At 62.5% G+C, this 12,465-nt stretch carries 8 protein-coding genes and 1 tRNA gene; all 9 read right to left on the reverse strand.

The annotated features are described in order from the left end of the window. Positions 1 to 144: 144 nt before the first annotated feature. Positions 145 to 4,374: a DNA-directed RNA polymerase subunit beta' gene (gene rpoC, locus AC1PPL_RS12510; RefSeq protein ID WP_479973399.1), complete on the reverse strand. Its 4,230-nt coding sequence runs from the start codon at positions 4,372 to 4,374 to the stop codon at positions 145 to 147. A gap of 130 nt (positions 4,375 to 4,504) precedes the next feature. Beyond that, positions 4,505 to 8,629 (reverse strand): DNA-directed RNA polymerase subunit beta, encoded by a 4,125-nt coding sequence (gene rpoB / locus AC1PPL_RS12515; RefSeq protein WP_088888203.1) that lies wholly within the window; start codon positions 8,627 to 8,629, stop codon positions 4,505 to 4,507. Positions 8,630 to 8,902: 273 nt separating this feature from the next. Next, positions 8,903 to 9,283 carry a 50S ribosomal protein L7/L12 gene (rplL, locus tag AC1PPL_RS12520; protein WP_015914493.1) on the reverse strand — a complete coding sequence of 127 codons (381 nt, stop codon included), beginning with the start codon at positions 9,281 to 9,283 and terminating at the stop codon, positions 8,903 to 8,905. Positions 9,284 to 9,332: 49 nt separating this feature from the next. Continuing rightward, positions 9,333 to 9,839 (reverse strand): 50S ribosomal protein L10, encoded by a 507-nt coding sequence (gene rplJ / locus AC1PPL_RS12525; protein ID WP_011806986.1) that lies wholly within the window; start codon positions 9,837 to 9,839, stop codon positions 9,333 to 9,335. 241 nt (positions 9,840 to 10,080) lie between these two features. Then, complete coding sequence (rplA, locus tag AC1PPL_RS12530) at positions 10,081 to 10,776, reverse strand: 50S ribosomal protein L1 (protein ID WP_011806987.1); 696 nt, start codon at positions 10,774 to 10,776, stop codon at positions 10,081 to 10,083. Next, positions 10,777 to 11,208 carry a 50S ribosomal protein L11 gene (rplK, locus tag AC1PPL_RS12535; protein WP_011806988.1) on the reverse strand — a complete coding sequence of 144 codons (432 nt, stop codon included), beginning with the start codon at positions 11,206 to 11,208 and terminating at the stop codon, positions 10,777 to 10,779. It abuts the gene before it with no gap. A gap of 109 nt (positions 11,209 to 11,317) precedes the next feature. Continuing rightward, positions 11,318 to 11,908, reverse strand: coding sequence for a transcription termination/antitermination protein NusG (nusG, locus tag AC1PPL_RS12540; protein ID WP_015914494.1), 591 nt, complete (start codon positions 11,906 to 11,908; stop codon positions 11,318 to 11,320). Continuing rightward, on the reverse strand, positions 11,908 to 12,291 hold the full coding sequence (secE, locus tag AC1PPL_RS12545; RefSeq protein WP_287741277.1) for a preprotein translocase subunit SecE: 384 nt from the start codon (positions 12,289 to 12,291) through the stop codon (positions 11,908 to 11,910). The genes nusG and secE overlap by 1 nt, the downstream gene beginning before the upstream one ends. Positions 12,292 to 12,376: 85 nt before the next feature. Next, a tRNA-Trp gene (locus tag AC1PPL_RS12550) sits at positions 12,377 to 12,452 on the reverse strand. Between the last annotated feature and the right edge of the window lie 13 nt (positions 12,453 to 12,465).

Raw genomic sequence — 12,465 nt, forward strand, 5'->3', positions numbered from 1 at the left:
TCACAGCCGGGGCTTCGCGCCAGCGGGCACGGCCCCTGCCAACCGAGGGATTGGTAACACGACAAAAAAGAAACTCCCGGCCTGCCGGATGGGCAAGCCGGGAGCGTTCAGTACCCGCATGCGAGAGGCGGGACTGGCAACGGCTTAATCAGCCGTGTCGGCGCTGCCGTCGATCTCGGCGGCTGCGTCGTCGGTGCCGGCAGAGGCCAGCTCGGCGGCTTCGGCATCTGCGATGGCGCGGCGCTCGGCCTCGTCCATGGCGTCCTTGGCCTTGCGCGCCTGGTGGTAAGCCAAGCCCGTGCCGGCGGGGATCAGACGGCCCACGATCACGTTCTCCTTCAGGCCGCGCAGCTCGTCGCGCTTGCCCATGATGGCAGCCTCGGTGAGCACGCGGGTCGTTTCCTGGAACGACGCGGCGGAAATGAACGAGTCGGTGGACAGCGACGCCTTGGTGATGCCCAGCAGCACGTTGGAGTACGTGGCAGGGAGCTTGCCTTCGGCCTGCAGCGCCTCGTTGGTGTTGAGGATCTCGGAACGCTCCACCTGCTCGCCGGCGATGTAGGTGGACTCGCCCGGGTTCTCGACCACGACGCGGCGCAGCATCTGGCGCACGATCACCTCGATGTGCTTGTCGTTGATCTTCACACCCTGCAAGCGGTACACGTCCTGCACTTCGTCAACGATGTAGCGCGACAGCTCCTCGATGCCCAGCAGGCGCAAGATGTCCTGCGGATCGGCCGGGCCGTCGACGATCAGCTCGCCCTTGTTGACCACCTGGCCTTCGTGGACCAGCACGTTCTTTTCCTTGGGCACCAGCTCGTCCCAGACCTTGCCGTCCGGATCGGTGATCTGCAGGCGCACCTTGCCCTTGGTTTCCTTGCCGAAGGAGATCGTGCCGGTCATCTCGGCCAGCATGCCCTTGTCCTTGGGGCTGCGGGCTTCAAAGAGCTCGGCCACGCGCGGCAGACCGCCGGTAATGTCGCGGGTCTTCTGGCCTTCCATCGGGATGCGGGCCAGCACTTCGCCGGGGCCCACTTCCTGGCCGTCGCGCACCTGGATCAGCGCGCCGACCTGGAAGCCGATCGTCACCGAGTGGTCGGTACCGGGGATCTTCACCTCCTTGCCATCGGCGTCCACCAGCTTCACCTGCGGACGCACCACCTTGGCAGAGCCGCGGCGCTTGGGGTCGATCACCACCAGCGTGGACAGGCCCGTGACCTCGTCCACCTGCTTGGCCACCGTGAGGCCTTCCTCGACGTTCTCGAACTTCACCGTACCTGCGTACTCGGTGATGATCGGGCGCGTCAGCGGGTCCCAGTTGGCGAGGATGGTGCCGGCCTTGATGGCCTGGTCGGCCTTCACCGTCAGCGTCGCGCCGTACGGCACCTTGTGGCGCTCGCGCTCGCGGCCGTGCTCGTCCTGGATGATGATTTCACCCGAGCGCGCAATCACCACCAGCTCGCCCTTGGTGTTGGTCACGTAGCGCATCGTGGCGTTGAAGCCGATGATGCCGTTGGACTTGGCTTCCACACTGGACGCCACCGCCGCACGCGATGCCGCACCACCGATGTGGAACGTACGCATGGTCAGCTGCGTGCCGGGCTCGCCGATGGACTGCGCGGCGATCACGCCCACGGCTTCGCCGAGGTTGATCAGGCCGCCGCGGCCCAGGTCGCGGCCGTAGCACTTGGCGCACAGGCCGTAGCGGGTTTCGCAGGTCAGCGCGGTACGCACCTTCACTTCGTCCACGCCTGCGGCTTCGAGCTCTTCGATCAGGTCTTCATCGAGCATCCGGCCCGGCTGCGCCAGCACGGCACGCGTTTCGGGGTGCAGCACTTCCTCGGCCGCGGTACGGCCCAGGATACGGTCGCGCAGGGACTCGATGACTTCACCGCCCTCGACGATGGCGCGCATCAGCGAACCATTCGAGGTGCCGCAGTCGTCCTCGGTCACCACCAGGTCCTGCGTCACGTCCACCAGGCGACGGGTCAGGTAACCCGAGTTCGCGGTCTTCAACGCCGTATCCGCCAGGCCCTTACGGGCGCCGTGGGTGGAGATGAAGTACTGCAACACGTTCAGGCCTTCGCGGAAGTTCGCGGTGATAGGCGTCTCGATGATCGAGCCATCGGGCTTGGCCATCAGGCCGCGCATACCGGCCAGCTGACGGATCTGGGCCGCCGAGCCGCGGGCGCCGGAGTCGGCCATCATGTAGATGGCGTTGAACGATTCCTCGTTCACTTCCTTGCCGTTGCGGTCGATGGTCTTCTGGACCTTGAGCTGGTCCATCATCACCTTGGACACGTCGTCGCCGGCCTTGCCCCAGATGTCCACCACCTTGTTGTAGCGCTCGCCGGCCGTCACCAGACCGGAGACGTACTGCTGCTCGATCTCCTTCACCTCGGCTTCGGCGCGGGCCAGGATCTCGGCCTTTTGCGGCGGCACCAGCATGTCGTCGATCGCCACGGAAAAGCCCGCGTGCGTGGCCAGGCGGAAGCCGTTTTGCAGCAGCTTGTCGGCGAACACCACGGTGTCCTTCAGGCCGCACTTGCGGAACGACGCGTTGATGAGCTTGGAGATTTCCTTCTTCTTCAGCGCCTTGTTCAGGTTGCTGAAGGGCAGGCCCTTGGGCAGGATTTCCGACAGCAGCGCACGGCCCACGGTGGTGTCCACGAGCTTGGTCTCGGGCACGAACTCACCCGTCGCCTTGTCCTTGGTCCACTCGGTCAGGCGCACGCTGATCTTGGCGTGCAGCTCGGCCTCGCCCGCATCCAGCGCGCGCTGGACTTCGCCGGTGTCGGCGAACACCAGGCCTTCGCCCTTGCCGTTGATCTTCTCGCGGGTGGCGTGGTACAGGCCCAGCACCACGTCCTGCGAGGGCACGATGGAGGGCTCGCCGGACGCGGGGAACAGCACGTTGTTGGACGCCAGCATCAGCGTGCGGGCTTCCAGCTGCGCTTCCACCGACAGCGGCACGTGCACGGCCATCTGGTCACCGTCGAAGTCGGCGTTGAACGCGGCGCAGACCAGCGGGTGCAACTGGATGGCCTTGCCTTCGATCAGGATGGGCTCGAACGCCTGGATGCCCAGACGGTGCAGCGTGGGCGCACGGTTGAGCATCACCGGGTGTTCCTTGATGACCTCTTCCAGGATGTCCCACACCACGGGCGTGCCGGCTTCAACTTCCTTCTTGGCGGCCTTGATGGTCGTGGCAATGCCCATGGCCTCCAGGCGCGAGAAGATGAAGGGCTTGAACAGCTCCAGGGCCATCAGCTTGGGCAGGCCGCACTGGTGCAGCTTGAGCGTCGGACCCACGGTGATCACGGAACGGCCCGAGTAGTCCACACGCTTGCCCAGCAGGTTCTGGCGGAAGCGGCCCGACTTGCCCTTGATCATGTCGGCCAGGGACTTCAGCGCGCGCTTGTTGGCGCCCGTCATCGCCTTGCCGCGGCGGCCGTTGTCCAGCAGGCTGTCCACGGCTTCCTGCAGCATGCGCTTTTCGTTGCGCGCAATGATCTCGGGCGCCTTCAGCTCCAGCAGGCGGCGCAGGCGCGAGTTGCGGTTGATGACGCGGCGGTACAGGTCGTTCAGGTCCGACGTGGCGAAGCGGCCACCGTCCAGCGGCACCAGCGGACGCAGGTCCGGCGGCAGCACGGGCAGCACTTCCAGGATCATCCACTCGGGCTTGATGCCGGACTTCTTGAAGGCCTCCAGCACCTTCAGGCGCTTGGCGTTCTTCTTGACCTTGACTTCGGAGCCCGTCAGGTCGCCGCGCAGCTTCTCGATCTCGATCTCGATGTCGATGCCTTCCAGCAGCTCCTTGATGCCCTCGGCGCCCATCTTGGCGACGAACTCGTCGCCGTATTCCTTGCGCTTGGCGTCGTAGTCGTCCTCGGACATGATGCCGAACTTCTTCAGCGGGGTCATGCCGGGGTCGGTGACCACGTAGGCTTCGAAGTACAGCACGCGCTCGATGTCGCGCAGTGTCATGTCGAGCACCAGGCCCAGGCGCGAAGGCAGCGACTTCAGGAACCAGATGTGGGCGCAGGGCGCGGCCAGGTCGATATGGCCCATGCGCTCGCGGCGCACCTTGGTCTGCGTGACTTCAACGCCGCACTTTTCGCAGATCACGCCGCGGTGCTTCAGGCGCTTGTACTTGCCGCACAGGCATTCGTAGTCCTTGATGGGCCCGAAAATCTTGGCGCAGAACAGGCCGTCGCGCTCGGGCTTGAACGTGCGGTAGTTGATGGTCTCGGGCTTCTTCACTTCGCCGAAGGACCACGAACGGATCTTCTCGGGCGAAGCCATGCCGATCTTGATGGCATCGAAATGCTCATCGGGCGTGAATTGCTTGAACAGGTCGAGTAGCGATTTCATGTGACTCTTTCCTTTTCACCTAAAAACATAGCTGCTGGCGCTTGCCACATAAGGATTTGCAGCACAAAACATTTGCAAACCCAGACGAGGTGAGCGCCAGCCGCTCACTTTTTTAAAAACTCGATCCTGCTCAGGAACGTTCCAACTCGATGTCCAGGCCCAGCGAACGGATTTCCTTGACCAGCACGTTGAACGACTCCGGCATGCCGGCTTCGATCGCGTGTTCGCCCTTGACGATGTTCTCGTACACCTTGGTACGGCCCTGCACGTCGTCGGACTTCACCGTCAGCATTTCCTGCAGCACGTAGGCGGCGCCGTAGGCTTCCAGCGCCCACACTTCCATCTCCCCGAAGCGCTGGCCACCGAACTGCGCCTTGCCGCCCAGCGGTTGCTGCGTGACGAGCGAGTACGGACCGGTCGAGCGGGCGTGCATCTTGTCGTCCACCAAGTGGTGCAGCTTCAGGTAGTGCATGTAGCCCACGGTCGTCGGGCGCTCGAAACGCTCGCCCGTGCGGCCGTCGTACAGGTACGCCTGCGTGCGCGTCTCGGTCAGGCCCTTGGCCTGGGCGAGGTCGTCCGGGTAGGCCAACTTGAGCATGTCCTTGATTTCCTCTTCGGACGCGCCGTCGAACACGGGCGATGCGAAGGGAACGCCCGAGGTCAGCTCGCGCGCCATGGCCAGGATTTCGTCATCGCTCAACTGCGACAGGTCTTCCTTGCGGCCGCGCGAGTTGTAGATCTCTTCCAGGAACTTGCGCAGCTCAGCCGTCTTGGCCTCGCGCTGCAGCATGTCGCCGATGCGCTGGCCCATGCCCTTGCCGGCCCAGCCCAGGTGAACTTCCAGCACCTGGCCGATGTTCATGCGCGAAGGCACGCCCAGCGGGTTGAGCACGATGTCGGCGGGGGTGCCGTCGGCCATGTAGGGCATGTCTTCGACCGGAACGATCTTGGACACCACGCCCTTGTTGCCGTGGCGGCCGGCCATCTTGTCGCCAGGCTGCAGGCGGCGCTTGACGGCCAGGTACACCTTGACCATCTTCAGCACGCCCGCGGGCAGTTCGTCGCCTTGGGTGAGCTTCTTGCGCTTTTCTTCAAAAGCCAGGTCGAAGCTGTGGCGGGTCTGCTCCAGCGCGTTCTTGATGGACTCCAGCTGCGTGGCGACCTCTTCCTCGGCGGGGCGGATGTCGAACCAGTGGAACTTCTCCACCGAGGCCAGGTAGGCCTTGTCGATCTTCGTACCCTTGGCGAGTTTTTGCGGGCCGCCGTTGGCCACGCGGCCGGTCAGCAGCTTCTCGATACGGTCGAACGCGTCGGCCTCCACGATGCGCAACTGGTCGTTCAGGTCCAGGCGGAAGCGCTTGAGTTCATCGTCGATGATCTGCTGGGCGCGCTTGTCGCGCTGGATGCCTTCACGGGTGAACACCTGCACGTCGATCACCGTGCCCTGCGAGCCCTGGTCCACGCGCAGCGAGGTGTCCTTCACATCGGACGCCTTCTCGCCGAAGATGGCGCGCAGCAGTTTCTCTTCAGGCGTGAGGGTGGTTTCGCCCTTGGGCGTGACCTTGCCGACCAGCGTGTCGCCGGGCTGCACTTCGGCGCCCACGTAGATGATGCCGGACTCGTCCAGACGGTTCAGCTGCTGCTCGGACAGGTTCGGGATGTCGCGGGTGATTTCTTCCGCGCCCAGCTTCGTGTCGCGGGCCATCACCACCAACTCCTCGATGTGGATCGAGGTGTAGCGGTCTTCGGCCACCACGCGCTCGCTGATCAGGATCGAGTCCTCGAAGTTGTAGCCGTTCCAGGGCATGAACGCGATCAGCATGTTCTGGCCGATGGCGATCTCGCCCAGGTCGGTCGAAGCGCCGTCGGCAATCACGTCACCCTTGGCCAGCTTGTCGCCCTTCTTGACGATGGGGCGCTGGTGGATGTTGGTGTTCTGGTTGGAGCGCTGGTACTTGATGAGGTTGTAGATGTCCACGCCGACTTCACCGGCCACGGCTTCGTCGTCGTTCACACGCACCACGATACGGGTGGCGTCCACATAGTCCACCACGCCGCCACGGTTGGCCGTCACCACGGTGCCGGAGTCCACGGCCGCCACGCGCTCGATACCCGTGCCCACCATGGGCTTCTCGGGACGCAGCACCGGCACGGCCTGGCGCGACATGTTGGCGCCCATCAGCGCGCGGTTCGCGTCGTCGTGCTCCAGGAACGGAACGAGCGAAGCCGCCACCGACACGATCTGTGCAGGCGACACGTCCATGTACTGCACACGGTCGGCGGATACCAGGGTCGATTCACCCTTTTCGCGCGCCGACACCAGGTCGCCCGTCAGACGCCCTTCGGCATCCAGCGTGGCGTTGGCCTGGGCGATGATGTACTTGCCTTCTTCGATGGCCGACAGGTAGTCGATTTCCATCGTGACCTTGCCGTCCACCACGCGGCGGTAGGGGGTCTCGATGAAGCCGTACTCGTTCAGGCGCGCGTACAGGGCCAGCGAGTTGATCAGACCGATGTTCGGACCTTCAGGCGTCTCGATCGGGCACACGCGGCCGTAGTGGGTCACGTGCACGTCGCGCACCTCGAAGCCGGCGCGCTCGCGGGTCAGACCGCCCGGGCCCAGGGCCGAAACACGGCGCTTGTGCGTGATCTCGGCCAGCGGGTTGGTCTGGTCCATGAACTGCGACAGCTGGGACGCACCGAAGAACTCCTTGAGCGCCGCGGAAATCGGCTTGGAGTTGATCAGGTCATGCGGCATCAGCGGCTCTTGCTCGGCCTGGCCCAGGCGTTCCTTCACGGCCTTCTCGATACGTGCCAGGCCCGTGCGGTACTGGTTTTCGGCCAGCTCGCCCACGCAGCGCACGCGGCGGTTGCCCAGGTGGTCAATGTCGTCCACCTCGCCCTTGCCGTTGCGCAGGTCCACCAGGATCTTGACCACGGCCAGGATGTCGTCGTTGGACAGCACCATCGGGCCGGTGGCTTCGTCGCGGCCGATCTTGGCGTTGAACTTCATGCGGCCCACGCGCGACAGGTCGTACGTGTCGGGGTTGTAGAACAGGCGCTGGAACAGGGCCTGCACGGCATCTTCGGTCGGCGGCTCGCCGGGGCGCATCATGCGGTAGATGGCCACGCGCGCGGCGAATTCATCCACGGTTTCGTCGATGCGCAGCGTCTGCGAAATGTAGGCGCCTTGGTCAAGTTCGTTGGTGTAGATGACCTGCAGGTCCTGCACGCCAGCAGCGCGCAGCTTCTTGAGCAACGCCTCGGTCAGCTCTTCGTTGGCCTTGGCCAGGATCTCGCCGGTGTCGCCGTCTACGATGTTGCGGGCCACCACGCGGCCGATGAGGAAGTCCTCAGGCACGCTGATGTGCGTGGTGCCGGACTGCTCCAGCTCACGCGTGTGGCGCGCCGTCACGCGCTTGTCCTTGGCCACAATCACCTTGCCGGCCTTGTCGGTGATGTCGAAGCGCGCCACCTCGCCACGCAGGCGCTCGGGCACGAACTCCAGCTGAGCACCGCTGTCCATCAGGCGGAAGTTGTCGTTGACGAAGAAGTTCGCCAGGATGGACTCGGGGTTCAGGCCGATGGCCTTGAGCAGGATCGTGACCGGCATCTTGCGGCGACGGTCCACGCGGAAGTACAGGATGTCCTTCGGATCGAATTCGAAGTCCAGCCAGGAGCCGCGGTAGGGGATGATGCGCGCCGAGAACAGCAGCTTGCCCGAGCTGTGGGTCTTGCCCTTGTCGTGCTCGAAGAACACGCCGGGCGAGCGGTGCAGCTGGGAGACGATCACGCGCTCGGTGCCGTTGATGATGAAGGAGCCCTTATCGGTCATCAGGGGCACTTCGCCCATGTAGACCTCCTGCTCCTTCACTTCCTTGACCACCTTGGACTGCGAGGTCGAGGACTCGCGGTCGTAGATGATCAACTGCACCTTGGCACGCACGGCCGATGCAAAAGTCAAGCCGCGGGTCTGGCATTCGCGCACGTCGAACGCCGGCTTGGCCAGGTTGTATTCAACGAACTTCATCTCCACGAAACCGTTGTGGGAGACGATGGGGAACGCAGAATTGAACGCAGCCTGCAAACCTTCGATGCTGCGTTTTTGCGGGGCCGTGTCGGCCTGCAGGAACGCGGTATAGGCATCCCGCTGCATCTGCAGCAGGTACGGGACCTTGAGCACACTGTCGCGGCTACCGAAGCTCTTGCGAATGCGCTTGCGTTCGGTATAACTGTACGTGGATGTTTGGGCCATGAGATCTCCGGGCAAGGACATGGAATGGGATCTTCGACGACTGCCCTGCAAGGCGGCCACCTTGCAGGCTTGGCGGTTGGCCACTACCAACCATGGCGGACGGCGATGCGTTGCACATCGCCCGAACCAAGGCGTCTTCTGCTGTCGGATGGTTCAGAAGACACTAGAAAACAGTCCACGGGGGCCGCTTTCTGGTGCGCTCTAAAGTGCGTCCCATAAGCACCAAAGGCTGGAGGCCTTTTGCAAGACCCCCAGCCCAGGAGACAAGGTCGATTACTTGAGTTCGGCCTTGGCGCCGGCTTCCACCAGCTTCTTGACGGCAGCTTCGGCGTCAGCCTTGGCAATGCCTTCCTTGACGTTCTTAGGAGCGCCGTCCACCAGGTCCTTGGCTTCCTTGAGGCCCAGACCGGTGATTTCGCGCACTGCCTTGATGACCGCCACCTTGTTGGCGCCGGCGTCAGCCAGCACCACGTTGAATTCGGTCTTTTCTTCAGCAGCTGCAGCACCGCCGCCGGCAGCGCCGCCAGCAGCGGGAGCAGCCATAGCGGCAGCGCTCACGCCGAACTTCTCTTCAATGGCCTTCACCAGGTCATTGAGTTCCAGGACCGTCATGCTGTCCAGCGCGGTCAAGAATGCGTCTTTATCGAATGCCATTTTGATTTCCTAACAATTGGTTGAGAGGGGGGACGATTGCCACGCTGCCTCAGGCAGCAGCAGGCTCGCCTTCGCCTTTTTTGGCCGCCAGGGCACCCAGCACCACGGCGGTGCGGGAGATCGGCGACATCAGCAAGCCACACAGCTGGGCCAGCAGCACTTCCTTGGTAGGAATGTTGGCCAGTTGCTTCACGCCGTTCACGTCCAGGGCCTTGCCTGCGAAAGCGCCGCCGCGAATCACCAGCTTGTCGTTGGTTTTCGCGAAATCGGCCACCACCTTGGCGGCGGCCACAGCGTCTTCGGAGAAGCCATAGATCAGAGGACCGGTCATCTGGTCGGCCACCACGTCAAACTGGCTGCCAGCCACAGCACGGCGGGCCAGGGTGTTCTTCAGAACACTCAGGCTCACACCCTTGCTGCGAGCTTCCACGCGCAGTTTGGTCATGTCGGCCACCGTGATGCCACGGTATTCCGCGATCACGAGCGTTTGAGCTTTAGCGGCGAGGCTGGTCACTTCATTGATGACCGCTTCTTTCTCACTGCGATTAAGACTCAAGGTCTACTCCTTCATATGCGCACTTCGGACAAGCCTCCGTGCGCGCTCTTGTTGCAGCGACCAACTGTTTTGGAACATGCATTCCATCTGCAGCGGGATCGCCATCTGCGTTGGCCTCCAAAGGTTTAAGTGCACCTTGCACACCAACGGTCTTGGATGGCCTGCCAGCCCTCAAAGGAGCTGTCAGCCCACCACATCAGACCTGCCGCCCTCATGGGCACCACGCCTGAAGATTTCGCAATTACGCTGCGATGGTCTGCGTATCCACGCGGACGCCGACGCCCATCGTGGACGACACGGCTACCTTGCGCAGGTACACGCCCTTGCTGGTCGCAGGCTTGGCCTTGTTCAGCGCTTCGATCAGAGCTGCCAGGTTGCCCTGCAACTTGTCGTTGTCGAACGACCGACGGCCAATGGTGCTGTGCACGATACCGGCCTTGTCGACACGGAACTGCACCTGACCCGCCTTCGCGTTCTTCACGGCCGTCGCCACATCCGGCGTCACCGTGCCTACCTTGGGGTTCGGCATCAGACCGCGGGGGCCCAGGATCTGGCCCAGCGTACCCACGACGCGCATGGCATCGGGAGCAGCGATCACCACGTCGAACGGCATATCTCCAGCCTTGACCTGAGCGGCCAGGTCGTCCATGCCCACGATGTCGGCACCTGCGGCCTTGGCTTCTTCTGCCTTGGCGCCTTGGGCGAACACGGCAACGCGCGTCGTTTTGCCCGTGCCATTCGGCAGCACCACGGCACCACGCACCACTTGGTCCGACTTCTTGGCATCCACGCCGAGTTGCACAGCAACATCGATGGATTCGTCGAACTTAGCAGTAGCGGCTTCCTTCACCAGAGCCACCGCCTCAGCGAAAGCGTACAGCTTGGTAGAGTCCACCTTGCCCTGCAGGGCCTTTTGCTTCTTGGTCAGCTTTGCCATTTACAGACCCTCCACCGTCACGCCCATCGAGCGAGCAGAACCAGCCAGCGTGCGCACTGCCGCGTCAACGCTAGCAGCATTCATGTCCTTGAGCTTGGTCTTAGCGATCTCTTCGAGCTGTGCACGGGTGATCTTGCCCACCTTGGTGCTCAAGGCATTGGAGGAGCCCTTGTCCAGCTTGATCGCCTTCTTGATCAGCACCGTTGCGGGCGGCGTCTTGATGACGAAAGTAAAGCTCTTGTCTGCAAAAGCCGTGATCACCACGGGCAGCGGCAGACCAGGCTCGACACCTTGGGTCTGCGCGTTGAACGCCTTGCAGAACTCCATGATGTTGAGACCGCGTTGGCCCAGCGCGGGACCAATCGGAGGGGAGGGATTGGCCTTACCAGCTGGCACTTGCAGCTTGATGAAGCCGACGATTTTTTTCGCCATGTTTGCTCCTTGCGGGTATTAACGCCTGATCGTTCACCAGGCTCCCCGGGGTTACCGACTCTCTTCTCTCATCGCACCGAGTCGAAAAGCGCGAATACTTCACTGACGCTCAGGTCTTTTCGACCTGGGCAAATTCCAGTTCCACCGGGGTGGAGCGGCCAAAGATCATCACAGAAACGCGCAAGCGGTTCTTCTCGTAATTCACTTCTTCTACGGAGCCGTTGAAATCGGTGAACGGACCTTCCTTGACCCGCACCAACTCGCCCACCATGAATTCGATCTTGTGGCGCGGCTTGTCCGTTCCCTGCTGCATCTGGCTGACAATCTTCTGCACCTCTTCTTCGGAAATAGGCGCAGGGCGGTTCTTCACCCCGCCCACGAATCCTGTCACTTTGCTGGTGTGCTTCACCAAGTGCCAGGTGTCATCGTCCATCACCATTTCGACGAACACATAACCAGGGAAAAGGCGACGCTCGGTAGTCTTGCGCTGCCCATTCTTCATTTCCACCACTTCTTCAGTGGGCACCAGAATGCGGCCGAACTTTTGCTGCATACCGGCACGCGCAATGCGTTCCTGGATGTTGCGCTCCACCGCCTTCTCCATACCAGAATAGGCATGAACGATGTACCAGCGCAGATCTGGATTCACCGCAACATCCACCGGAGGCTGCACACCATTCGTGTCCACGGCATCCACCATCACTTCCTCCAGCCCAAGATCAAGTCGTACAGAACCCATTCCAAGGTCTTGTCCGTGAACCAAAGGAACAGCGCCATCACCACCACAAAAGCGAACACATAGCCCGTCATTTGCAGCGTTTCCTTGCGCGTGGGCCAGACAACCTTCTTGACCTCACGCCACGCATCGCTTGCAAACCCGACGAACTGACGTCCATGCTCGGAAACGAGAAAAACCGCCACAGCCAGCACTAGCCCCAACAGCAACAGACCCCATTGAATCAGGGGCCCTTGCTTACCCAGCAAATAGAAACCGGCAATGGACGCGAGAACAATCGCCACTGCCGCGAACAACTTTGCCTTGTCCGCACCAGTCGTGACCGTCTCAACCTGGGATGTGGCCATAGATAAATTCGCCTATTTGATCGCGCCTTACAAGACGCCGAAGCCCGCCAGGGGCTGGCGGGCTTGTTTTGTTACCACCCTGAAGTGGCAGGGGCAGTAGGAATCGAACCTACAACCTTCGGTTTTGGAGACCGACGCTCTGCCAATTGAGCTATACCCCTTCGATCCCCACTA

It is taken from the genome of Diaphorobacter sp. B2A2W2, assembly GCF_056730635.1.

Coding starts and splice junctions, on each gene's coding strand:
- rpoC (WP_479973399.1), bottom strand. CDS start 4,374: ATGAAATCGCTACTCGACCTGTTCAAGCAATTCACGCCCGATGAGCAT.
- rpoB (WP_088888203.1), bottom strand. CDS start 8,629: ATGGCCCAAACATCCACGTACAGTTATACCGAACGCAAGCGCATTCGC.
- rplL (WP_015914493.1), bottom strand. CDS start 9,283: ATGGCATTCGATAAAGACGCATTCTTGACCGCGCTGGACAGCATGACG.
- rplA (WP_011806987.1), bottom strand. CDS start 10,776: ATGGCAAAGCTGACCAAGAAGCAAAAGGCCCTGCAGGGCAAGGTGGAC.
- rplK (WP_011806988.1), bottom strand. CDS start 11,208: ATGGCGAAAAAAATCGTCGGCTTCATCAAGCTGCAAGTGCCAGCTGGT.
- nusG (WP_015914494.1), bottom strand. CDS start 11,908: ATGGTGGATGCCGTGGACACGAATGGTGTGCAGCCTCCGGTGGATGTT.
- secE (WP_287741277.1), bottom strand. CDS start 12,291: ATGGCCACATCCCAGGTTGAGACGGTCACGACTGGTGCGGACAAGGCA.